We start from the raw sequence: 20,633 nt of genomic DNA on the forward strand, positions 1-20,633 counted from the left end.
CGCACGCTTGATTTGAGTGTAATTTTTGGCAAACTGGACGGGTTACAAGTTTGTTCCAGTTCGAGTTTTGCCATGTTTTGGTCTTTGAAGGCATTTGCCGCCCGTATTTTCGGTTCTACTGATCCCACCTCAACGCCTCTGCCAGCGTCGGTTGCCGATGCCACCGCATGGCTTGTTGCATCTGGGCAGTTGAACATTCCGATTGCTGAAACGAATGCGGATGAAGCGATCGGCCACAAGGTCATCGAACGGGGCCGCTATTTGGCGCGGCAGGATCTGTGGGCAGAGCTTTCACAAGAAATGCGCGCCGCAGATGAGGGCCGCAGGTCCACACCTTGCGGACAGCCAATTGCCGATTTACTGGCTTTTGGGGCCCGTTCGGATGTGGTTTTGGCAACGGAACATGCGCTATCGGACCACAAAGAACTGTCAGACTATAATCTTCTGGGTGGGATTTCCGAACTGGAATCTGAGATACAAAACCATCCCGACGATCCGATGATCACGCTGGTGGTTGCTCTCGCCCATATTGATCTTGCCTGGGCCTGGCGTGGGACGGCGCATCCCGATACCTTGCCAGCCCTGCATCAATCCCGCTGTGCGGCGCATTTTGACCGCGCCGCCGCGCTGCTGCCACTCTGCCGCGCGGCATTGCCGGACAGCCCTGCAATCGCTGCCGCAGACTGTGCGTTGCTGGCCGGCCACGTGGACCCGCGCACTCGCGTCGCGGACAAATACGAGGCGCTGATCACGCTCGACCCACAGAACCACCGCCACATGCGCGCGATGGGTAGCCATCTGCTGCCTCGCTGGTTCGGTAGCTATGAAGAGCTTGAGGTTCAGGCTTTGCGCAACGCCGCGCGCACGCAAAACATCTGGGGGGCTGGGGGCTATACCTGGGTGCAATTCGACGCCATTGCATTGGATGACGAAGCGTGCGCGCGGGTGGATGTCGAGTATTTCCTGGAGGGCTTGCGCGATATCGTTGCGCGCCGCCCGGATCAGCCGACCATCAATCTGTTGGCGGCCTATTGTTCGGTCACATTGCAAAACCGAATGGGCCAGAATCCAAAAGCTGATATCGCGCGTAAGCAGATATGCGAAGCCGCAAACTGGCTTATTCGCGATCACCTGACCGAGCTGCACCCCTTGATCTGGGCCCATGCGGCGAACGGGTTCAACAACAGTCTGCGCGTCAACTCGACCGAGCGTTTCGCTGCACGCGGTCGCCGAGACGCGCTGAAGGCCATTGCCAATCAGCTGCGGGATGAGCTGCGCAGCGGCCAAAGCGTGACCTTCACGCCGACGGGGCTGCAATTCTCAGAGAGCTAAAGCGCCTTTGCCCCTTGCCCCTTTGGCGCGCCGGGCCTAATACGCAGGCTTAGACTTCTGCGGAAATGAGGCGCGCCATGCTCGACCTGACATACGAAATGCCCAAACCCAAAACCATTGCCGGGGCCAAGCACGATTGGGAACTGGTGATCGGGATGGAGGTGCACGCTCAGGTCTCATCCAATGCCAAGCTGTTCTCGGGCGCGTCGACCCAATTCGGTGCCGAGCCGAATTCGAACGTGGCGTTCGTGGACGCCGCGATGCCGGGAATGCTGCCGGTGATCAACGAGTATTGCGTGGAACAGGCTGTGCGCACCGGGCTGGGTTTGAAAGCTGATATCAACCTGAAATCGGCGTTTGACCGCAAGAACTATTTCTACCCTGACCTGCCGCAGGGCTACCAGATTTCTCAGCTTTATCAGCCTATTGTAGGCGAAGGCGAAGTGCTGGTCGAGATGGGTGATGGCACCGCGCGCATGGTACGGATCGAGCGTATCCACATGGAGCAGGACGCGGGCAAATCGATCCACGACATGGACCCGCATATGTCCTTTGTCGACCTGAACCGGACCGGTGTGTGCCTGATGGAGATCGTTTCGCGCCCCGATATTCGTGGTCCTGAAGAGGCTGCCGCCTATATCGCCAAGCTGCGTCAGATCATGCGTTATTTAGGCACCTGCGACGGCAACATGCAGAACGGCAACCTGCGGGCGGACGTAAACGTTTCGATCTGTTTGCCGGGTGCTTACGAGAAGTATCAGGAAACACAGGACTTTTCGCATCTGGGCACACGTTGCGAGATCAAGAACATGAACTCGATGCGCTTTATCCAGCAGGCGATTGAGGTCGAAGCCCGCCGCCAGATCGCCATCGTCGAAGGCGGCGGTACCATCGATCAGGAAACGCGCCTGTATGATCCGGACAAGGGCGAGACACGCTCGATGCGGTCCAAGGAAGAGGCGCATGATTATCGCTATTTCCCGGACCCTGACCTGCTGCCGCTAGAAATCGAACAGGCGTGGGTGGATGACATCGCCGCCAAGCTGCCCGAACTGCCAGACGACAAAAAAGCGCGTTTTATCAGTGAGTTCGGACTGACCGACTATGACGCTTCGGTACTGACCGCCGAGGTGGAATCGGCTGCTTACTTCGAGGAGGTCGCCGGGGGACGCAGCGGCAAACTGGCTGCGAACTGGGTGATCAACGAGCTGTTTGGCCGGTTGAAAAAAGAAGATCATGACATCACCGAGTCTCCGGTGTCCCCCGCTCAGTTGGGTGGGATCATCGATCTGATTTCGTCTGATGCCATTTCGGGCAAAATAGCCAAGGACCTGTTCGAGATTGTCTATACCGAAGGCGGCGACCCTGCGAAAATCGTCGAGGATCGCGGCATGAAACAGGTGACTGACACTGGCGCCATCGAGGCCGCTTTGGACGAGATCATCGCCGCCAATCCGGCACAGGTCGAGAAGGCCAAGGTGAACCCGAAACTGGCTGGCTGGTTCGTCGGTCAGGTGATGAAGGCCACCGGCGGCAAGGCCAACCCGAAGGCCGTTAACGAATTGGTCAGCAAGAAGCTGGGTTCATAAATCTTCCGAGTTGTACAAACCCCGAACAGGGGTTTGTTCGACTTGTACATAACGAAAACTTAATTTTCGAGACCGGTATTGGGGCAAGCCATCGGCTTGACTCAGCGCCCGAATGCGCATTCTCATCCCCTCAAATCAGAGAGGTGAGCCGTCATGAAAAATCGTTTCGATCAGGAGTTGGAAACCCGGCTGGTACGCTATGCGGCGCTCGACAGTCAGAGCGATGAGACCTCGCCTTCGACCCCGAGCACCGAAATCCAGTTCGACATGCTGAACCTGTTGCGGCAAGAGTTGACCGAGATAGGTGCGCAAGACGTTCAGATGACCGGCGACAGCGTTGTCGTGGCCACCATCCCCGGTACGGCCGACGGACCGACGATCGGATTTCTGGCGCATGTGGACACCGCGCCTCAGTTCAATGCAACCGGCGTGAAGCCTCGGGTGATCAAAGGGTATAATGGCGGTGACATTACCTTCCCCGATGATTCTGATCTGGTGCTGTCGCCCGAAGAACACCCCTATCTGGCCGAGAAGATCGGGCATGATCTGATCACCGCGTCGGGAACAACCCTGCTGGGGGCCGATGACAAAGCGGGCGTTTCGATTCTGATGACGATGGCGCGGCACTTGCTGGAGAACAAAGACTTGCCCCACGGCCCGATTCGCATTGCCTTTACACCCGATGAAGAGATCGGACGCGGTGTTACCGAACAGTTGCCCAAAGATCTGGGCGCGGATTTCGCCTATACGCTGGACGGGCAGGAACTGGGTGAGATCGAATATGAAAGCTTCTCGGCCGACCGCGCGGTGATCAAGATCACCGGTGTGTCGATCCACCCCGGATTGGCCAAAGACAAAATGGTAAACGCGGCGCACCTGGCGGCAAAGATCGTGCAGACCTTGCCTCAGGCGACGATGACGCCCGAAGTGACAGACGGGCGCGAAGGGTTCATCCATGTGACCGACATGAATGGCGGCTCATCCGAGATGGAGATCAAGCTGATCCTGCGCGATTTCGAGATGGAGGCGTTGGAAGCCCAGCGCGATATTGTCCGTCAGGTCTGCGCCGCCGTGCAGGCGACCGAACCACGTGCGACCATCACCTGCGATATCAGTCATCAGTACCGCAACATGCGTTATTGGCTGGAAAAGGACATGACCCCGGTCGATCTGGCGCGCGACGCTTGTCGGGAACAGGGGATCGAGCCCGTATCTGTCCCGATCCGGGGTGGCACCGACGGCTCGCGCCTGACCGAGTTCGGCACACCAACGCCGAATATCTTTACGGGCATGCAGTGCATTCACGGCCCGCTGGAGTGGATCTCGGTCCAGGATATGGCGGTTGCGACCGAAACCTGCCTGTCGCTGGTCAGCAAGGCAGCGCGGAGCTAAGGCAACAGTACGGGCCGAAATTCGCCAATGCGTGATCTTGGCTTTCACCCGCCTGCCAAAATGTTAATTTGACCGGGTCAGGCAATCAGGACCAATTGATGCAGCGCTACGAATACAAAGTTGTCCCCGCTCCGCAAAAAGGCACCAAAGCGAAAGGCGTTAAAACGCCCGAGAGCCGGTTTGCCACCTCGATCGAGCAATTGCTGAACCAGTTGGGTCAGGACGGCTGGGAATACCAACGCGCCGAACTGCTGCCCAGCGAAGAACGTTCGGGCCTGACCGGATCGACGACCAACTGGCGGAATGTTCTGGTGTTTCGTCGGGCAATAGCGCTGGAAGAACCCGAACAGACCGAACCTGTGGATGAGGGCACCGCCCCAACCGCGCGCGCAGTTCCAGGCCCCGAGGAGGTATTGGCCAAAACACCTGCCGCCCCCGCCCCGATATCGGAAGAGCCTGAGGACCCGCCCTTGTCTCTGAAACCTTCGGACGAGGTGGTGGCCGAGGACGAGCACCCCGAGCAAGTGCGCCCATCCGGGTCGTGATTGGATAACAATCAACCGAAAGACACCGCATGAAGGGGCAAGGCACTGATACCCTGCCCCCATAACGGTTATGCTTTGTCAGTTCCGACCCGCGAACCCCATTGGCGAGAAACAACGCAGTTAGGGTGTTGCTGCTAAGCCAACTGACCTTGCATTTCGCACACCTGCGAAACTTGGCGCGCAGCCACCAGACAAGGGGACCTAAATGTCCTGCGAAGCCAATATTTGCGGAGCAAAACAAGGCTGGGGTACGAGGGTTTACTGCAAGGTTGTTAATTGCACGCTGCCTGGCCTGCATACATCCCAACGCCTGCACCTGCTGCAGTCGCGAGTGTCTTACCTGTACCGCCACCGAACCGATTTCCAACGACTCCCCCAAGGGCAGCGCCACCAAGGATTCCGGCAGCACAGCGAGCGTCATGCTGTACTTGCGCCTGAGTTGGCGTCGTCGGAGCCCCGCAAGCAGCCAAGAGCAGTGAGGTCGCAAGCGCACAGGTTATCAGTGCTTTGTTCATCTCGATTGCCTCTCAAATACCAAATAGTTATCTGATTAGGTGGCTTTGATCAGTCTAGCGTACAAGGTTTCAGCGTCTGTTCGATTTGAGTTTAATCAAAACTTAATAAAGAAGACCAAGGGACAAGGGCTTCGCGCGATTTTTGTTGGTTTCCTAAGATTGCGGGGGCCGGGTTCCTGATAAACCCCGACATTGGACTGGCCGCATTTTGTGGGAAATGGGCGATGAGCGCGGAACATCTCGGTAAGTTATTAAGGCACAATAAAGCGCGACAACTAAGTCTTTAGTTCCCCTATGTTTCCCCCGACACAACATGGGTCGCGAGCCAGATGGAGCATATAAACATAGGTGCAGATGTAAGATGGTGCCCCCACACGGACTCGAACCGCGGACCTACTGATTACAAATCAGTTGCTCTACCAGCTGAGCTATAGGGGCGCTGGGTGTCGATTAATGTTTCGGACCCAGGACTGCAAGCCCGAAATTTGGGGTCATCTTAACTTTGTGATGATTTGCCTTAGGATAGCGATGAGATCAGGCCCTTTCCGAATTTGACTGCCCCGGGGACAGGTTGTAACCCAAATGGCAATTCGGCCCCAGGTAAGGACGTTTACGAAATGCAGATGGTCATCCAGGCCGGCGCGCACTTTACGGATCACGATGAGTTGCTCGGCCTTCTGCAAGCAAATGCGCAGGTTGTTGGTGAAAACCATGTTGCGTTCTGGGGGCTTCGGCCGTTCCGAAAAATCTTTCGCCCGGCGTTGAAACCCTCGGCCGACCGACCATCGCGTCAGGATACGCTGGCGCGGTTTCAGAAACTGTTCCCAAAGGGGCAACAGGTGGACCGGGCGATCCTGTCAAGCGCGCTGTATCTGGGCGAGCGGGCTTCGATCATCATGGACGGGCAGTTCTATGCCAATGCCGGGCAGCGGATGGCCTATCTGGACCAACTGTTCAGCGACTCGACGGTGGAACTGTTCGTGGGTCTGCGCAATCCCGGCAGCTTTATTCCAAAGGTGCTGATGTTGCTATCGGCACCGGAACGCGCGCATATCCTGTCGACCACCGACCTGAGCTGCCTGAGTTGGCTTGCGATGATCGAGGATATTCGCGACCTTGCGCCGGACGTCAAAATCACCTTGTGGAGCAACGAGGATTCTCCGCTGATCCTTGGTGACATCGCGCGCGCTATGGTCGGACTGCCAGAAGATGCTCCGTTTGCGCAGGAATACGCGCTGCTGTCTTCGCTGGTCACGGAAGTGGGCAAAAAGGAAATCCAGAGCTTGTTGGAGCAGCAGGCTGCCCCCAATGATCCAATGCTCAGAGGAAGGCTGGCGCAGGTTTTTCAGCAGCAGGCGCTGACCGAGGCGATTGAAGAAGAAGTGGAATTGCCCGGCTGGAACGAGGATATCCTTGCGGCCTTTACCGAGCTATACGAGCAGGATCTGGCGCGGCTGCAAACCATGCCAGATATCCGGTTTCTGAAACCCTGAGCGGCAGGGGCTACATGCCCAGCGCTTCTTTGTACATCTCCAAGACCGCCTCTTCCTCGGCGATGTCATCCTTGTCGCGTTTGCGCAGCGCGACGACTTTGCGCATGACCTTGGTGTCGTAGCCGCGGGCCTTGGCCTCGGCCATGACCTCTTTCTGCTGGTCGGCGATGTCTTTCTTTTCGGCTTCAAGACGCTCGAACCGTTCGATGAACTGGCGCAGCTCGCCTGCGGTCACTCGGTAGTTGGCTGCGGCCTGATCTTCGGTGATGTCTTCCATCTGCGTCTCTCCCAAAGGCTGAAAATAGATGCCGGATACATCGGCACCGACCCGACCGCAAGCAGGCATTCTGCGCGGCGGGCTTGTCTGCCCTGCGCTGATCCGATAAGCGCGGTCTCGGGTTCAAAGGGTGAGCGTAGACAACATGTTCGACATTATCGTCTGGGGCGGGGCCGCCCTGTCTGTGGCCGGGTTGATCGGACTGGTCTGGTGCATCCTGCGGGTGATGAAAGCACGCAAGGCCAACCTGACGGATGATGAATTGCGCGCCGCAGTTCAAGGCGTCTTGCCGTGGAATCTGGCGTCGCTGTTTCTGTCGGTACTTGGGCTTATGATGGTTATCCTCGGGATTTCGCTGGGATAACCGGATCGATCAGATCGGCATATTGTCGAACCGCGCCTCCAATGCATCTTCGCACAGGGCGGCATCCAAACGGCGCAGGCGCGCGGGTATCTCGACACGTTGCGCACGCATCTTATCCAAAACCATGCTGACACGAGGCTGAAGCGCGAGCCGGGTTTCGAGACACGCACCATTCAACTTTTGTTCAAGCCGTTCCGCTTCGGTAAAAAGATCCTGAGCAGTCATTTCATCCTCCCGTATGGTGCAAGTGTGCCCGATATAGGTAACGAGTTTAAGACGAGCACGAGACCGGGCCAAAACATCGCGAAATCTTGCCTAATCGGAAGAAAAACCGACACTATGCCTTGGGTCGCTCAAAGCATACGCTCAAATTACAGTGATTGCTTTGACAGACATCAATTCGTGATTTGGCACTTTAAACACATTCCACTATTGATATATGTATGAAAGCTGAACGGAGGACCCCATGACGCCCATTGTGAAAGCCTTTTTCGACCCGCAGACGTTCACCGTCTCATACGTGGTGCAGGAACCTGAAGGACAAGCCTGCGCGATCATCGACAGCGTGCTGGATTTCGATCACGCCTCAGGTCGGACCGACACCGGTTCAGCCGATCAGATTGTGGACTATGTGACGGCGAAGGAGCTTAAGGTCGAGTGGGTTTTGGAAAGCCATGTCCATGCCGATCACCTGTCGGCGGCCCCCTACCTGCAGGAGAAGCTGGGCGGCAAGATCGGGATTGGCGAAAACATCGTGGTGGTTCAGGACACTTTTGGAAAGGTCTTCAACGAAGGCACCGAGTTTCAGCGTGATGGCAGCCAGTTTGATGCGCTGTTTGCCGAAGGGTCGAGCTTTCACATTGGCCAGATGCGCGGGGATGTCATGCACACGCCGGGCCATACGCCCGCTTGCATGACCTATGTGATCGGCGATGCGGCCTTTGTCGGCGATACGCTGTTCATGCCGGATTTCGGCACCGCGCGGTGCGATTTTCCGGGTGGGTCGTCAGCGGATCTTTTTGCCTCGATCCAGAAGATCCTGTCATTGCCCGACGAGACCCGGATTTATGTCGGACATGATTACAAGGCGCCCGGTCGAGATGAATACGCGTGGGAGACGACGGTGGGTGAACAGAAGGCTTTGAACGTGCATATCGGTCAGGGCCGCAGCGTTGAAGAGTTCGTTGAGATGCGGGATGCGCGCGACGCAACCCTCGCGATGCCGCGCCTGATCTTGCCCTCGCTGCAGGTCAATATGCGGGCTGGTCAGATGCCGCCAGCAGATGAACAGGGTGATGTTTTCATGAAAATTCCTGTCAACAAGCTGTGATAAGAGGGCAATCGAGCCAATGAATATCGAGTGGATTTGGGGTCTGGCGGGTGGTCTGCTGATCGGGCTGGGTGCCGCCGTTTACCTGCTGTGCAACGGACGGATCATGGGGGCCAGCGGCATTCTGGGCAGGCTGGTCGCGCGCAGTGATCGCAGCGCAATGACCGAACGATTGGCCTTTGTCGGTGGCTTGATCGGGATGCCTTTTCTGCTGCGCCCGCTGATTGCGCCGCAGACCGAGACTCATCTGACCCCGGATTTCGCAATCGTGATCCTTGCGGGGCTGCTGGTTGGGGCGGGCACGCGGATCGCCAATGGCTGCACGTCGGGTCATGGTGTTTGTGGAATCTCCCGGTTCTCGCTGCGCGGGATTGTTGCGACGGTGTTCTACATCCTTGCCGGTGGGCTGACGGTTGCGCTGTTTCGCCATGCTTTGGGGGTGATCTGATGCGCAGTTTGTTTGCCTTTCTCGCCGGATCGTTGTTCGGCACCGGGCTTTTGATCTCGGGCATGACCGACACCACCAAGGTGCAGGGGTGGCTGGATGTGTTCGGCAATTGGGATCCGACATTGGCCTTTGTCATGGGCGGAGCGATCCTGCCTATGCTGATTGCCTGGCGGCTGACGCGGAACAGGGTTCCTGTTGTGGGTGGACAGTTCCCTGCCCCGCCTCAAATCGAACTGGATCGCCGCCTGATCGTGGGGTCGGTATTGTTCGGGGTTGGTTGGGGATTGGCCGGTTTATGCCCCGGCCCGGCAATGGCCTCGCTGACATATGGGGGCGTTGGCGGTATTGTGTTCCTGATCGCGATGATTGCGGGCATGTTGGCGGCGCCGACGCTCGGCGCGCAACTGGACAGGATGGCGAACGCAGCCTAAGCAAGTGCCATGGAGATTCGACCGATTACCCCCCGCTATGCCGTCTCACCCCAGATCACGGTTGAGGATGTGCCAGCCATCGCCGAGGCAGGTTTCGTCAAGGTGATCTGCAACCGCCCAAATTCCGAGGTGCCGCCCGAGCAGCAATCCGATGCCATCGGGCAGGCCGTGCGCGATGCCGGAATGGAATACGAAGTTCTGGAACTGACGCATCAGACCATGACGCCCGAAAATGTCGCGCTGCAACGCGATCTGGCCGAAAGCTGCAGCGGCCCGGTTTTGGCCTATTGCGCGTCCGGCACCCGGTGTTCGGTGGTCTGGGCACTCGGACAATGCGACCAGTTGAGCCCGGATGAAATCCTGGATGCGACCGGCAAGGCGGGATATGCGCTGGACGGGCTGCGCCCCACGCTTGAACAGCTGCGCGTGCAAGACTAAACGATTTCGGGGTCAGCCATCGCCCCCGGGCGCTGGCAATCCGGCCAGATGCGAAATCTCGGCGACCCGCTGATCGGCGGTGGTGGACAGTAAATCGTCTGGGTCCATCATCGCCTCATCCAACGTCAGATCCTGGGTTGAAATTTCATCGTCCAGAAGGGATGGCATTGCCTCATCTTCGGGCATGGGCTTGGCGCTTGTCTTACCGGCAAGAAAGTTCTGGTCCTCTTTGGCAAGCAATGTCGGAACAGGGTTCTGTTCATTGATCCGAACCGCGCGCATTCCTCCACATTGACCCAGACGTCCGACCGCCGTGCGGGTGCGGTCGATTGCCAGAACTTCGACCCGATCCACACACGCATCTTGCAACGGGAGTACATCCCCGACACAAAGCTCTGATAGAGCGGTGAGCGGCAATGACATACGGCTGATCAGGGCGTTCAGTTCGGCGCGCATAACCCCGGATGCCTGATCCAGATTCATACCCGTGTCGGCGATATCTGCTGCCTGCTCGTCGTCCGCGGGCGGCCGTTCGGGCAACAGGATGCAAACTTCACCTTGTCGGCTGCCGCCTGCCAGCTCAACCGTCAGATCGAATACCCGATATGCCTCGTCCACCAGCGCAAGGGTCAGGTTGCGTCGATCTTCGGCCCGCGTCGTGAACTCATATCCCGACAGGCTGGCCATATCCGCCGGGGATTCGACCAGTTTTTGGGCCCGACCCAACATATCCTCGAGCAGTGGGGCAACCATGGCGGCGTCGGTATCGGTAAACGCGCGTTCAGTCGGCGGATCAGAAGATACCATCGCGATCGTCTGCTGCTGAACCACTGCGGACACGCACCCTGGGTCCAGACACACAGCCGCCACGTTGCCCTGATCCGAGCCGAAAATCAGCATCAGCCAGCCCTGGTTCAAGCGCGCGGCCACGTCTTCCTGCGCGCGCACCGCCTGTTTTGCCCCGATGACCGCCAGCGCAAGCCCTATGCCATCACCGGCTGCGCGCGCCAAACCCAGACGCAAGGCGCGCAGTATTGATCTGGGCGTATCAACGCCGCCTTGCCCCGCCGAAAGTTTGCGTGCCAATGCTGATTTGGTCATCGCCCCGCTCTGCCGTTCAAGAATACTCCGGAGAAAGGTGTAACCTGCAGACCGTTACGAATGTCTTTATGACAGCCTTATTGCGCGGCCTGACGGTAGGCGAGCGGTAGGCTGACGCGGAAGGCGGCCCCGCCCTGCCCGGGCAGATACGCGACCTCGCCGCCGAGGCGCTGCATGATTTCGCGACAGATCGCCAGACCCAGCCCGGCCCCACCCGCCTTGTCCGAGCCGACGCGGGCGAACTTCTCGAACACCATCGATTGCGCCTCGACCGGGATGCCACCGCCGTTGTCAACGAAATCGATCACCAGCTGCCCGCCAACATCATGGGCTGATATCGTCAGCACCGGCTCTTCCGCGTCGCAGTATTTTTGGGCATTCGAAATCAGGTTGATAAACACCTGACCAAGCCGGTCCAGATCAGTGTGCAGCGGGATGCGTTCGCTGGCACGGATTCGTCGCACGCCGATTTTGCGATCACTGCCTGCCAGCGCGCTTGAAACGGCGCGATCCAGCACCTCACTCAGCGTTGCTTCGCCCATGTTCAGGCTGACCTGCCCGCTTTCAAGAACGCTCAGGTCCAGCAGATCGTCAAGCAACCGCGTCAGGCGTAGCGCTTCGTCATGAATGATCGCGGCATAGCGGGTCTGTTCCTCTTCGCTCAGGCCGCCCGTATCACGCATGATCTCGGAAAAGGCGCGGATCGACGTCATCGGCGTGCGCAACTCATGGCTGACCTGGCTGAGGAACGCGTCTTTTTGCATCGAGACCTGCGTAAGCTTGGCATTTGCCTCGCGCAGCTGCCGCGCGGTGCGGCTGAGCTCGGTTGATTTCGCCTCAAGCTGGCTGGAATATTCCAGCATTTGTGCGGATTCGTCGGCCACGGCCAGCAGGTCTTCGACCGACACAGACGCGCCGCCCACGATCTGCCCGATCATCGCATGAGCGGTCGCGGCCCCGACCGAGCCGCTGAGTTCGCGCTCAAGGCGTTCCAGAAATTGTGGTGTTGGTTCCGGCAGCCGTCCGGGGCGGCCATTCTGGCGCTCGGCCTCGGCCTGAAAGAACACCTGCGCTGGGATGGTGCCAAGAATTCGCTGGGTCATGATCATCAGGTCTTCGCTTTGCGCGACCGAGCCGGTCCAGCCACGCGGTGCCACCGAATGATCAAAAACATTGACGAACTGCGCGCCTTGCAGCCGTTCCAGCGGGCTGGGAAAGCTGAGCATCGAGGCGACGCAGAAGGCAATTGTGTTCAACGACATCGACCACATGACTGTGTGCACCATTGGATCGATCCCTTCGATCCCGAACAGCGCCTGTGGGCGTAGCCAGCTCCAACCGAAGGGGCCGTTTACGATCACCGAAGCCGGGATGATGCCGCCGCCCATTCCGGGCAGAAGCAGCGTGTAAATCCACAGGAAAAACCCGACGCTGAGCCCGACGAGCGCCCCGGTTCGTGTAGCGCCACGCCAGAACAGGCCGCCAACCAACGCGGGAAGGATTTGGGAAATCCCTGCAAAGGCGACCAAGCCGATTGAGGCCAGCGCGGCCCCGCCGCCTGACAGGCTGTAGTAGAAATAACCCAGCGCCATGATCACGGCGATCGAAACCCGCCGCGCCATCAGAACAATGGTGCGCACATCGCCCGAGACTGACGCCGTGCCTTCCTGTGTATTCAGCCAGATCGGCATGACCACGTGGTTCGACACCATCGTCGACAGCGCCATGGCTGTCACGATCACCATCGACGTGGCCGAGGAAAACCCGCCGATGAAGGACAGCATTGCCAGCCAATCATTGCCTTGCGACAGCGGAACGGTCAGCACGAACAGATCGGGGTTTGAGCCTTCGGGCATCAGGTCGAGCCCCACCACGGCGATGGGCACCACGAAAAGGCTCATAAGCAGCAGGTAAAGCGGAAAAGCCCAGGCGGCGGTGCGCAGGTGGCTTTCATCATCATTCTCAACCACCATGACCTGAAACATCCGCGGCAGGCAGACAAAGGCGGCAGCCGAGAGGAAGATGAAGGTGGTCCAGCGTCCAGCGTCCACATGCCACTGGCCGATCTCGGAGGCGTCAATCTGGTCCATCATCGGCCCCAATCCCCCAGCGATGCCCCAGACGACAAAGATGCCGACAGCCAGCAGGGCGAAGAGTTTCACCACCGATTCCAACGCGATAGCAGTAACGACACCGTGGTGGCGCTCATTTGCGTCCAGATTGCGCGTCCCGAAGAGGATGGCGAAGACGGCCAACCCGGCGGCCACCCAGAACACGCTGGAGCCTTCGCGGTAGAGACCGGTGGGATCGGCCTCGGCAAAGATCGAGAATGACAGCGTGATCGACTGCAATTGCAGCGCGATATAAGGCGTGCCGCCCAGCACCGCCAGAATGGTCACGCAGACCGCCAGCGTGTTGGACTTGCCATAGCGCGACGAGATCAGGTCAGCGATGGATGTCACGCGCTGACTGCGCCCGATGCGCACCAGCTTACGCAAGCCCCACCACCAGCTGACCATTACCAGCGTCGGGCCCAGATAGATGGTCACAAATTCCAGCCCGGACCGCGCGGCATTGCCAACCGCGCCATAAAACGTCCAGGCAGTACAGTAGATTGACAGTGACAGGGTGTAGATCAGCGGCGACCGCAGCCATTTGCCGCCTCCGCGTGCCGCAACGCGATCCGCTGCGAAAGCCACGCCAAACAGCAGCACCACATAGCCCAGACAGACCAGAATCAGGACATTCAGGGTTGCCATGTCTCGGCCTCGGGCTCGGCGGTATCGCGGGCGGTCATGCGTCTGGCGGCAATGCCAAAGATCACGCTGATCAGGATCAGAACGCCCCAGCATGCAAAAATATAGAACATGGCCGTCGACAGCGATACCGCCTCGGGACCAGAGCTGTAATCGGGCCAGAGCAGAGGAAGCGCGAGCAGGGCGGCGCCCAAAAAGGGCAACAACCGCGCCGCATCTGCCAATCTGCGACGACGATAGCTTTGCCTTTCCAGAAACAGGGACGGACGAACCTTGCCGTCGCCCGGCGTGCTCATGACTGGGACGCCTGCGCATGCAGGTCGCGCACTGCGGTCAGCACCTCGGTGTTCGAGAAGGGTTTGGTCATGAAACGGCTGACCCCGGCTTGTTCGGCCATCTCGCGATCACGAGACTGCCCGCGCGCGGTCAGCATCAGGACCGGTAACGCCTTCATCTCAGCGTGTTCGCGCAGATCGCGCAGCACATCCATGCCGCTTTTTCCCGGCAACATCACATCCAGTATCACCAGATCAGGCCGCGCGGTCAGAATCACTTGCACCGCATCGGTCCCTTCGGCATGCGTTTCCACCTGCCAGCCCTCGCGCGTCAGCAAAAAGCGGATCGCCTCGGTGATGTTGGGCTCATCCTCGATCAACAGAACCTTGCGGCTCATATTTGCATGTCCTCCCCATGACCGGTTGCACGTCTGGCCACCCGTCAGACCCAGCTTACGCCCAGCGTCACGAAACTGTCAAAACCCTTCACTTAAGATCGATGGCTCGCGGCGCGCACTGCAGTGGCGTTTGGGGCAAATCCGGCAACTGGCCCCGACCTGCGCCGCGTGTTCCGCAGGCTGCACCATGTCTTCAACCGGCAGCACCAGCATGACCGAACGGTAGACCGGCTCGGCCCCAAATTCCGCGGCGGGCTGCGGCGACGCGATGGCGAAACACTCGAACTCGGCAGCGGTGCGGCCAAGCTGGACGACCCGTTTGCGGAGGGGCACCAGAGGCCGGTTCAGGGCTGTGAACAAAGGCCAAAGCGGGCAAGCCTCACCATGGCGTGGCAGCGCAAAACCCGGCGCGGGTTTGTAAAACAGAACGCTACCGGATGCGTCGCAGATCACCAGCCCGGCTGGGCGTGCCAGTGTGCCTTCGGGCAGAAAGGCCAACCGTCTGAGAACCGTAGAAAGATCCACTGAAAACATCGCCGCTAAAGCCAACGGATCAGGGTTCGCCGCATCAAGCGCCGCGCACACCTGATCCAGAGGCATGGCGCGCGCATCGGCGGTGTAGAGATCCAGCAAATCCGAGGCCACTGCATTGGCGGCGGCAGAATCGAGCCCTTCAAGCGGGATATCCTCCGCTTGCCCGCCGGCCTCAAGTGCAGGGAAATGGAACCCCTGTTCGGCAAAATAAGCCTCAACCGCGTCCAGCGGGATGCCGCGCAGATCGCGCTGCCCGTCGCTGTCGTCAAGATAGGTCACCAGCGCCTTCGAGCTTTCGGCCAGCCTTTCTGCATCCTGATGCAGGTTGCGATGGAAACGGTCGCGCCATTCCAGCTCGATCTCTCCGGGTTCGGCCAGAATCGCGGCGGTTGAACGGATTGCAGCGGCGGTTGATAGCACCTCATGCATCGAGGCAGCCAGATGCGGGTCATGTGTCAGCCGGTCTGACAAGATTTCCACCGTGCGCTCTAACGACACTACGCGGCGGTGCATATGGGCCAGAACACCGGACCAGCCGGGAAAGCGGCCAGCAAACTCTTCCAGCCCATCAACCTCGGCTTTTTGACCGACCGCATCCGCTGCTGCCTCGCGCAGGGCTGATATCAGCGTCTCTTCAATCCCTTGTGTCAGCAATGAGGGCTCGACCGACAAAGCGCTGGCAATGTCGACCAACAGCTTGCCCCCGATGCGGCGGCGATTGTGTTCGATCAGGTTCAGATACGAGGCTGATATGCCCACCTGTCGCGCCAGTTCGGCCTGTCGCAGCCCTGAGATTTGCCGCCTTTCGCGTATCCGGCTGCCGGTCAGGGTGTCTCGCATTGCGTTCGCATCCTTGGCTGCTGCGCTTGGGTTTGCAGAATACCCTCATGATTTTTAACTGTTAACGCAAAATTTTCAAAGAAGATTTACAACCTTAACAAAACACATCGAAAGAAACCAATTCATTCTAGCTGCGCGCCCTTCTCTTTCGGCGCAATTCCCGTCACCATACGGGCATGAGCGATCCCGCCTTCGAATACGCACCCATTGGCCTTGTCGAGCTGGAAAACCGGATCATTCGCCGGTGCAATCTGCAGTTCGCGCGGACCTTTGGCGGCGATGAGGTGGACTATCGCAACATGCCTTTGCTGCACCTCTACCCCTCGGTCGCGGATTGGGAGAGGATCGGCGCACGTAGCCTGCAGGTGATGCGCGATACCGGCTATTACACGGACGAACGGGTGATGCGGCGGCGCGATGGCGATCTGTTCTGGTGCCGTGCCCGGGGCCGGTCGCTGACGCCTGACGATCCGTTCCGTCACGGGATCTGGAGCTTTTCGGACATCTCGGAAGAACGCCCGCTGGTTGAACTGACCACCCGTGAACGCGAGGTTGCGATCCTGTCCTGCCGGGGCCTGTCGGCCAAGGAAATCGGTGTTGAACTGGGGCTCAGTTACCGCACGATCGAGGCCTATCGCGCCCGGCTTCTTGAGAAATACGGCGCCCGGAAACTGCCCGAGTTGGTGGCAAAGCTGTCGGGAACACCGCTGTAAACGCTCCGACCCTCGTAATTCACGCAAAAACCCCCATTTGACAGGCTCAGACGGCGCTTTTCATGGCCGACCGCATGGCTTATAACCCTGCGTAATCAGACCAAGCCCGCAGGGAACAGACGGGCCATAGGGGAACCTTCGAGGACACTCATGACAGATACCAAACACGAAGCGGATGTGGCGTTTATCAAGGCTTTGGCCGAACTGCTGCGCGAAAATGACCTGACCGAATTGCAGGTTAAACGCGAATATGGCGATGACGACAGCCTGAATGTCCGCGTCAGCCGCGCGACGCAGGCTGTTGCCGCACCGGTTCAGGTTGCCGTTCCTGCCGCAGTACCCGCCGCTGCCCCTGCTGCAGCACCGGCAGCAGCTGCGGCCGAGGCCCCCGCTGCAGTGGACGATCCTGCCAGCCACCCCGGCGCGGTGACCTCGCCCATGGTGGGCACTGTTTATATGCAGCCCGAGCCCGGCGCGCCCTCGTTCATCAGTGTCGGTGCGTCTGTGTCCGAAGGCGACACGCTGCTGATCGTCGAAGCGATGAAGACCATGAACCACATCCACGCGCCCAAATCGGGCACCATCAAGCGCATTCTGGTCGGCGATGGCGATGCTGTGGAATTCGGCACGCCTCTGGTCATCGTTGAGTAAGGCGGGCCCATGTTCGACAAAATCCTGATTGCCAACCGAGGCGAGATCGCCCTGCGCGTGATCCGTGCCGCGCGTGAAATGGGGATCAAGACGGTCGCCGTGCATTCCACCGCCGACAGCGACGCGATGCATGTTCGCATGGCGGACGAATCGGTGTGCATCGGTCCTCCGCCCAGCCCGCAAAGCTATCTGTCCGTGCCCGCGATCATCTCGGCCTGTGAAATCACTGGCGCGCAGGCGATCCATCCGGGCTATGGCTTCCTGTCTGAAAATGCCGAGTTCGTGCAGATCGTCGAAGATCACGGCATTACCTTCATCGGCCCCACCGCCGAACATATCCGCGTGATGGGTGACAAGATCACCGCCAAGGACACGATGAAGGAACTGGGGGTTCCTTGTGTTCCGGGTTCCGACGGTGGTGTCCCCACGCTGGCCGACGCCAAGCGCATCGGTGAGGAATTCGGCTATCCCGTCATCATCAAGGCCACCGCCGGTGGCGGCGGTCGCGGCATGAAGGTGGCGCAAAACGCCGATGAGATGGAAAGCGCCTTCATGACCGCACGCGCCGAGGGCAAAGCTGCCTTTGGCAATGACGAGGTCTATATCGAGAAATACCTGACCACCCCGCGCCATATCGAGATTCAGGTCTTTGGCGACGGCAAGGGTAAGGCGGTTCATCTGGGTGAGCGCGATTGCTCGCTGCAGCGTCGCCACCAGAAAGTGTTTGAAGAAGCACCCGGCCCAAGCATCACCCCGGAAGAACGTGCGAAGATCGGTAAGATCTGCGCCGACGCGGTCGCCAAGATCAACTATATCGGCGCGGGTACCATCGAGTTCCTCTATGAAAATGGCGAGTTCTACTTCATCGAAATGAACACCCGTTTGCAGGTCGAACACCCGGTGACCGAGGGCATCTTTGGCGTCGATCTGGTGCGCGAACAAATCCTTGTGGCTGCTGGTGAGGACATGTCGTTCGGTCAGGATGATCTGGAAATAAATGGCCACGCCATCGAAGTTCGGATCAACGCGGAAAAACTGCCCAACTTCTCGCCCTGTCCCGGCAAGATCACTGCGTATCACGCGCCGGGTGGCCTGGGTGTGCGGATGGATTCGGCGCTGTATGATGGGTATTCGATCCCGCCCTATTACGACTCGCTGATTGCCAAGCTGATCGTGCAAGGACGTGACCGGGCCGAGGCGCTGGCCCGTCTGGAACGCGCTTTGGGAGAGCTGATCGTCGACGGCATCGACACCACCGTGCCGCTGTTCCACGCGCTTCTGCAGGAACCCGATCTGCATAGCGGTGACTATAACATCCACTGGCTGGAGCACTGGCTTGCGGAGAACATGGCCGACTAAGAACACGAGGTCGGAAGGCGGCAGCCTTCCGGCCCCGAGGCATCCGTCATGAGCCTTTCCCCCGAACTGCTGCTGCATGGGTATTCCATCGGCATATTTCCGATGGCCGAGCACCGCGATGACCCCGAGCTGTTCTGGGTCGACCCAAAGTTTCGCGGCGTGTTCCCGCTGGATGGATTTCACATCTCACGCAGTCTGGCGCGGCGTATCCGGACCTGCGGCTTTAGGGTAAGCATCAATCAGGATTTTGTGGGCGTGGTGGATGGCTGTGCCGACCGATCGGACACCTGGATCAATCCCGAGCTGCGCCGCCTGTATCAGGAATTGCACCAAACCGGTCGCGCGCATTCGCTGGAGGTTTGGGACGGATCGCTACTGATTGGTGGCGTTTACGGAGTAGCTCTTGGTGCGGCTTTCTTCGGTGAAAGCATGTTCTCGCGCCGCACGGATGCGTCCAAGATCGCACTTGCCTATCTGGTGGACCGGCTGCGCCAAACCGGCTTTACGCTGTTCGACACGCAGTTTCTAACGGCGCATCTGGCCTCGCTGGGCGCGATCGAAATTCCGCGTGCGGTCTATCATGGCGAATTGAAACAAGCGCTTGAATTGAATACGGATTTTACCGCTGATCTGCAGCAGACCCCTCAGGGCGTGATACAGCGGATCACCCAGACATCATAGCGCGCATGATCCAGCGCATTCAGCGCAGGAGAGGTCGCGATCATCCAGCCGTCAAACAGCTGCTGCGCTTTGCCCTGCTCCCAGATCGTCAGATAGGCAAAGGCGTCCCCGGTTGGGTTCTCAGCCGGATATCGGCAGTCTGCCAATGCGACATCCAGCCCGAACACGGTCGCCGTCTGCCCGTTCTGCACCTCGATATCCAGGGTTTGCCCACTGACCTTATCCAGCCCGCGCAACATGGCACCAGGCCCGGATTCGACCTTTTGCTGCGCAGCGGCAGAGGTCGCGGCGACCAGCAATGCCACCAAAACCGCACGGATCATTCGCCGCCATCCCCGGCAACAAACTTGACCAGCAACGAGATCAGGCTGACCGCGCCCTGCGTATCCTCAATCTCATCCCCCGCTTCGAAATAGAACGGAGAACCTCCGGGCATCACCTCAACGAAGTTGCCGCCCAACAGTCCTTCTGAGGAAATCACAACGGCGCTGTCATCCGGGATCAGAATGCCATCCGCCACCGAAAAACGCGTATCTGCGCGGTACGTATCAGAGTTCAGGGTAACCCCGGTTACTGTTCCGATCTTCACACCGGCAAGGCGCACATCGGTTCCGACGCCGACGCCTTCCAGCGAACGGAAAGACGCGCCCAACTCATAGCCCGCATTCGACTGCGAAAGGCCTGTGGACTGGCTGGCATAGACGCCAAAGGCGATGGCACAGGCCAATACGACGCCGCCGACAATAACTTCGGTCTTGGTATGAGCAGACATCGCTTATTCCGGGCTCCACGCCTCGTAGTCCGATCGCTCAACCGGATCAGCGCGGCGCAAAGAACCCGCCGGAGCATAAGCTAGCGCAGTGCCCGTCAGATTTTCCTGATGCGGTTTTTCCCACGATTTGTGGGGAAGAGGTTTGTCCGTTGGCGGCTCATCCCAGGTGCGGTGCAACCATCCATGCCAGTCGGGATCGATGCGGCTGGCCTCGGCCTCGCCATTGAAGATCACCCAGCGCTTGCTGTCATCGGCATTGTGATAGAAAACGTTGCCCTCGTCGTCTTCACCGACCTTGATCCCCTTGCGCGCAGTGTAAAACTGCGTGTTCAGGGTGGCTCCGTTCCACCAGGTCACGGCCCGTAAAAGACTGTTCAGGATTCCCATCGGCTGCCTCCG

25 protein-coding genes and 1 tRNA gene are annotated in these 20,633 nt (G+C 59.1%); 14 read left to right on the forward strand and 12 right to left on the reverse strand.

Annotation, left to right across the window (positions count from 1 at the left end; genetic code table 11):
• The first annotated feature begins 72 nt into the window (after window positions 1–72).
• From ACR0B3_RS12730 to ACR0B3_RS12745, 4 genes are all read left to right on the forward strand, one after another.
• Window positions 73–1,332, forward strand: coding sequence for a hypothetical protein (locus ACR0B3_RS12730; protein ID WP_480809412.1), 1,260 nt, complete (start codon window positions 73–75; stop codon window positions 1,330–1,332).
• A 77-nt stretch (window positions 1,333–1,409) separates the two neighbouring features.
• Complete coding sequence (gene gatB / locus ACR0B3_RS12735) at window positions 1,410–2,921, forward strand: Asp-tRNA(Asn)/Glu-tRNA(Gln) amidotransferase subunit GatB (RefSeq protein WP_480809413.1); 1,512 nt, start codon at window positions 1,410–1,412, stop codon at window positions 2,919–2,921.
• Between the two features lie 153 nt (window positions 2,922–3,074).
• Window positions 3,075–4,313, forward strand: coding sequence for a peptidase T (gene pepT, locus ACR0B3_RS12740; RefSeq protein WP_480809414.1), 1,239 nt, complete (start codon window positions 3,075–3,077; stop codon window positions 4,311–4,313).
• Window positions 4,314–4,411: 98 nt separating this feature from the next.
• Complete coding sequence (locus ACR0B3_RS12745) at window positions 4,412–4,858, forward strand: DUF4177 domain-containing protein (RefSeq protein WP_170733181.1); 447 nt, start codon at window positions 4,412–4,414, stop codon at window positions 4,856–4,858.
• A 272-nt stretch (window positions 4,859–5,130) separates the two neighbouring features.
• Here the strand turns inward: ACR0B3_RS12745 and ACR0B3_RS12750 are convergent, their stop codons facing one another.
• Window positions 5,131–5,373 carry a glycine zipper 2TM domain-containing protein gene (locus ACR0B3_RS12750; RefSeq protein ID WP_480809415.1) on the reverse strand — a complete coding sequence of 81 codons (243 nt, stop codon included), beginning with the start codon at window positions 5,371–5,373 and terminating at the stop codon, window positions 5,131–5,133.
• A gap of 362 nt (window positions 5,374–5,735) precedes the next feature.
• Window positions 5,736–5,811 (reverse strand) — tRNA-Thr (locus tag ACR0B3_RS12755).
• 179 nt (window positions 5,812–5,990) lie between these two features.
• Between ACR0B3_RS12755 and ACR0B3_RS12760 the strand changes: the two genes are divergently transcribed.
• Window positions 5,991–6,866: a hypothetical protein gene (locus tag ACR0B3_RS12760; RefSeq protein ID WP_480809416.1), complete on the forward strand. Its 876-nt coding sequence runs from the start codon at window positions 5,991–5,993 to the stop codon at window positions 6,864–6,866.
• A gap of 10 nt (window positions 6,867–6,876) precedes the next feature.
• Here ACR0B3_RS12760 and ACR0B3_RS12765 read toward each other — a convergent pair whose 3' ends face one another.
• A complete protein-coding gene (locus tag ACR0B3_RS12765; protein WP_170686114.1) occupies window positions 6,877–7,143 on the reverse strand; it encodes a DUF2312 domain-containing protein in 267 nt (88 codons plus the stop codon).
• Window positions 7,144–7,288: 145 nt separating this feature from the next.
• Here ACR0B3_RS12765 and ACR0B3_RS12770 point away from each other — a divergent pair, with 145 nt between their 5' ends.
• Window positions 7,289–7,507, forward strand: a complete 219-nt coding sequence (locus ACR0B3_RS12770) for a hypothetical protein (protein WP_170686115.1) — start codon at window positions 7,289–7,291, stop codon at window positions 7,505–7,507.
• Window positions 7,508–7,516: 9 nt separating this feature from the next.
• On the opposite strand, the gene ACR0B3_RS12775 is transcribed toward ACR0B3_RS12770, so the two are convergent.
• Window positions 7,517–7,732 (reverse strand): hypothetical protein, encoded by a 216-nt coding sequence (locus ACR0B3_RS12775; RefSeq protein ID WP_170685887.1) that lies wholly within the window; start codon window positions 7,730–7,732, stop codon window positions 7,517–7,519.
• Window positions 7,733–7,973: 241 nt separating this feature from the next.
• Between ACR0B3_RS12775 and ACR0B3_RS12780 the strand changes: the two genes are divergently transcribed.
• The 4 genes from ACR0B3_RS12780 to ACR0B3_RS12795 are packed head-to-tail and all read left to right on the forward strand — an operon-like array spanning window position 7,974 to window position 10,154.
• A complete protein-coding gene (locus tag ACR0B3_RS12780; protein WP_480809417.1) occupies window positions 7,974–8,837 on the forward strand; it encodes an MBL fold metallo-hydrolase in 864 nt (287 codons plus the stop codon).
• 19 nt (window positions 8,838–8,856) lie between these two features.
• Window positions 8,857–9,285 (forward strand): YeeE/YedE family protein, encoded by a 429-nt coding sequence (locus ACR0B3_RS12785; protein ID WP_480809418.1) that lies wholly within the window; start codon window positions 8,857–8,859, stop codon window positions 9,283–9,285.
• Window positions 9,285–9,716, forward strand: a complete 432-nt coding sequence (locus tag ACR0B3_RS12790) for a DUF6691 family protein (protein WP_480809419.1) — start codon at window positions 9,285–9,287, stop codon at window positions 9,714–9,716. Before ACR0B3_RS12785 ends, ACR0B3_RS12790 begins: the two co-directional genes overlap by 1 nt.
• Before the next feature lie 9 nt (window positions 9,717–9,725).
• On the forward strand, window positions 9,726–10,154 hold the full coding sequence (locus ACR0B3_RS12795; protein ID WP_480809420.1) for a protein tyrosine phosphatase family protein: 429 nt from the start codon (window positions 9,726–9,728) through the stop codon (window positions 10,152–10,154).
• 12 nt (window positions 10,155–10,166) lie between these two features.
• Here the strand turns inward: ACR0B3_RS12795 and ACR0B3_RS12800 are convergent, their stop codons facing one another.
• The 5 genes from ACR0B3_RS12800 to ACR0B3_RS12820 form a co-directional block, all read right to left on the reverse strand.
• Window positions 10,167–11,255 carry a FliM/FliN family flagellar motor C-terminal domain-containing protein gene (locus ACR0B3_RS12800; RefSeq protein WP_480809421.1) on the reverse strand — a complete coding sequence of 363 codons (1,089 nt, stop codon included), beginning with the start codon at window positions 11,253–11,255 and terminating at the stop codon, window positions 10,167–10,169.
• A gap of 77 nt (window positions 11,256–11,332) precedes the next feature.
• Window positions 11,333–14,014 (reverse strand): ATP-binding protein, encoded by a 2,682-nt coding sequence (locus ACR0B3_RS12805; protein WP_480809422.1) that lies wholly within the window; start codon window positions 14,012–14,014, stop codon window positions 11,333–11,335.
• Window positions 14,002–14,307: a hypothetical protein gene (locus ACR0B3_RS12810; RefSeq protein ID WP_480809423.1), complete on the reverse strand. Its 306-nt coding sequence runs from the start codon at window positions 14,305–14,307 to the stop codon at window positions 14,002–14,004. The genes ACR0B3_RS12805 and ACR0B3_RS12810 overlap by 13 nt, the downstream gene beginning before the upstream one ends.
• Window positions 14,304–14,684, reverse strand: coding sequence for a response regulator (locus tag ACR0B3_RS12815; protein WP_170685895.1), 381 nt, complete (start codon window positions 14,682–14,684; stop codon window positions 14,304–14,306). The genes ACR0B3_RS12810 and ACR0B3_RS12815 overlap by 4 nt, the downstream gene beginning before the upstream one ends.
• A 78-nt stretch (window positions 14,685–14,762) precedes the next feature.
• Complete coding sequence (locus ACR0B3_RS12820) at window positions 14,763–16,058, reverse strand: short-chain fatty acyl-CoA regulator family protein (protein WP_480809424.1); 1,296 nt, start codon at window positions 16,056–16,058, stop codon at window positions 14,763–14,765.
• Window positions 16,059–16,234: 176 nt separating this feature from the next.
• Between ACR0B3_RS12820 and ACR0B3_RS12825 the strand changes: the two genes are divergently transcribed.
• From ACR0B3_RS12825 to aat, 4 genes are all read left to right on the forward strand, one after another.
• Window positions 16,235–16,771 (forward strand): LuxR C-terminal-related transcriptional regulator, encoded by a 537-nt coding sequence (locus ACR0B3_RS12825; RefSeq protein WP_170685897.1) that lies wholly within the window; start codon window positions 16,235–16,237, stop codon window positions 16,769–16,771.
• Between the two features lie 150 nt (window positions 16,772–16,921).
• The gene (accB, locus tag ACR0B3_RS12830; protein WP_480809425.1) at window positions 16,922–17,422 is read left to right on the forward strand and encodes an acetyl-CoA carboxylase biotin carboxyl carrier protein; all 501 of its coding nucleotides are present in this window, start codon (window positions 16,922–16,924) and stop codon (window positions 17,420–17,422) included.
• Between the two features lie 9 nt (window positions 17,423–17,431).
• Window positions 17,432–18,781: an acetyl-CoA carboxylase biotin carboxylase subunit gene (accC, locus tag ACR0B3_RS12835; protein ID WP_480809426.1), complete on the forward strand. Its 1,350-nt coding sequence runs from the start codon at window positions 17,432–17,434 to the stop codon at window positions 18,779–18,781.
• A 48-nt stretch (window positions 18,782–18,829) separates the two neighbouring features.
• A complete protein-coding gene (gene aat, locus ACR0B3_RS12840; RefSeq protein WP_480809427.1) occupies window positions 18,830–19,462 on the forward strand; it encodes a leucyl/phenylalanyl-tRNA--protein transferase in 633 nt (210 codons plus the stop codon).
• Here aat and ACR0B3_RS12845 read toward each other — a convergent pair.
• From ACR0B3_RS12845 to ACR0B3_RS12855, 3 genes are read right to left on the reverse strand one after another with little or no spacing between them, the layout of a single operon-like run.
• On the reverse strand, window positions 19,426–19,785 hold the full coding sequence (locus ACR0B3_RS12845) for a DUF2155 domain-containing protein (RefSeq protein ID WP_170685901.1): 360 nt from the start codon (window positions 19,783–19,785) through the stop codon (window positions 19,426–19,428). The genes aat and ACR0B3_RS12845 overlap by 37 nt on opposite strands.
• Window positions 19,782–20,234, reverse strand: coding sequence for an outer membrane lipid asymmetry maintenance protein MlaD (gene mlaD, locus ACR0B3_RS12850; RefSeq protein ID WP_480809428.1), 453 nt, complete (start codon window positions 20,232–20,234; stop codon window positions 19,782–19,784). Before mlaD ends, ACR0B3_RS12845 begins: the two co-directional genes overlap by 4 nt.
• Window positions 20,235–20,237: 3 nt before the next feature.
• A complete protein-coding gene (locus ACR0B3_RS12855; RefSeq protein ID WP_170685903.1) occupies window positions 20,238–20,621 on the reverse strand; it encodes an NADH:ubiquinone oxidoreductase subunit NDUFA12 in 384 nt (127 codons plus the stop codon).
• Between the last annotated feature and the right edge of the window lie 12 nt (window positions 20,622–20,633).

The organism is Ruegeria sp. CE9, assembly GCF_056537425.1.

Coding starts and splice junctions, on each gene's coding strand:
- ACR0B3_RS12790 (WP_480809419.1), top strand. CDS start 9,285: ATGCGCAGTTTGTTTGCCTTTCTCGCCGGATCGTTGTTCGGCACCGGG.
- ACR0B3_RS12770 (WP_170686115.1), top strand. CDS start 7,289: ATGTTCGACATTATCGTCTGGGGCGGGGCCGCCCTGTCTGTGGCCGGG.
- ACR0B3_RS12745 (WP_170733181.1), top strand. CDS start 4,412: ATGCAGCGCTACGAATACAAAGTTGTCCCCGCTCCGCAAAAAGGCACC.
- ACR0B3_RS12845 (WP_170685901.1), bottom strand. CDS start 19,785: ATGATCCGTGCGGTTTTGGTGGCATTGCTGGTCGCCGCGACCTCTGCC.
- accC (WP_480809426.1), top strand. CDS start 17,432: ATGTTCGACAAAATCCTGATTGCCAACCGAGGCGAGATCGCCCTGCGC.
- ACR0B3_RS12760 (WP_480809416.1), top strand. CDS start 5,991: ATGCAGATGGTCATCCAGGCCGGCGCGCACTTTACGGATCACGATGAG.
- ACR0B3_RS12780 (WP_480809417.1), top strand. CDS start 7,974: ATGACGCCCATTGTGAAAGCCTTTTTCGACCCGCAGACGTTCACCGTC.
- ACR0B3_RS12820 (WP_480809424.1), bottom strand. CDS start 16,058: ATGCGAGACACCCTGACCGGCAGCCGGATACGCGAAAGGCGGCAAATC.
- ACR0B3_RS12750 (WP_480809415.1), bottom strand. CDS start 5,373: ATGAACAAAGCACTGATAACCTGTGCGCTTGCGACCTCACTGCTCTTG.
- aat (WP_480809427.1), top strand. CDS start 18,830: ATGAGCCTTTCCCCCGAACTGCTGCTGCATGGGTATTCCATCGGCATA.
- ACR0B3_RS12805 (WP_480809422.1), bottom strand. CDS start 14,014: ATGGCAACCCTGAATGTCCTGATTCTGGTCTGTCTGGGCTATGTGGTG.
- ACR0B3_RS12795 (WP_480809420.1), top strand. CDS start 9,726: ATGGAGATTCGACCGATTACCCCCCGCTATGCCGTCTCACCCCAGATC.
- ACR0B3_RS12810 (WP_480809423.1), bottom strand. CDS start 14,307: ATGAGCACGCCGGGCGACGGCAAGGTTCGTCCGTCCCTGTTTCTGGAA.
- ACR0B3_RS12800 (WP_480809421.1), bottom strand. CDS start 11,255: ATGACCAAATCAGCATTGGCACGCAAACTTTCGGCGGGGCAAGGCGGC.
- pepT (WP_480809414.1), top strand. CDS start 3,075: ATGAAAAATCGTTTCGATCAGGAGTTGGAAACCCGGCTGGTACGCTAT.
- ACR0B3_RS12785 (WP_480809418.1), top strand. CDS start 8,857: ATGAATATCGAGTGGATTTGGGGTCTGGCGGGTGGTCTGCTGATCGGG.
- mlaD (WP_480809428.1), bottom strand. CDS start 20,234: ATGTCTGCTCATACCAAGACCGAAGTTATTGTCGGCGGCGTCGTATTG.
- ACR0B3_RS12825 (WP_170685897.1), top strand. CDS start 16,235: ATGAGCGATCCCGCCTTCGAATACGCACCCATTGGCCTTGTCGAGCTG.
- ACR0B3_RS12775 (WP_170685887.1), bottom strand. CDS start 7,732: ATGACTGCTCAGGATCTTTTTACCGAAGCGGAACGGCTTGAACAAAAG.
- accB (WP_480809425.1), top strand. CDS start 16,922: ATGACAGATACCAAACACGAAGCGGATGTGGCGTTTATCAAGGCTTTG.
- ACR0B3_RS12855 (WP_170685903.1), bottom strand. CDS start 20,621: ATGGGAATCCTGAACAGTCTTTTACGGGCCGTGACCTGGTGGAACGGA.
- ACR0B3_RS12730 (WP_480809412.1), top strand. CDS start 73: ATGTTTTGGTCTTTGAAGGCATTTGCCGCCCGTATTTTCGGTTCTACT.
- ACR0B3_RS12765 (WP_170686114.1), bottom strand. CDS start 7,143: ATGGAAGACATCACCGAAGATCAGGCCGCAGCCAACTACCGAGTGACC.
- gatB (WP_480809413.1), top strand. CDS start 1,410: ATGCTCGACCTGACATACGAAATGCCCAAACCCAAAACCATTGCCGGG.
- ACR0B3_RS12815 (WP_170685895.1), bottom strand. CDS start 14,684: ATGAGCCGCAAGGTTCTGTTGATCGAGGATGAGCCCAACATCACCGAG.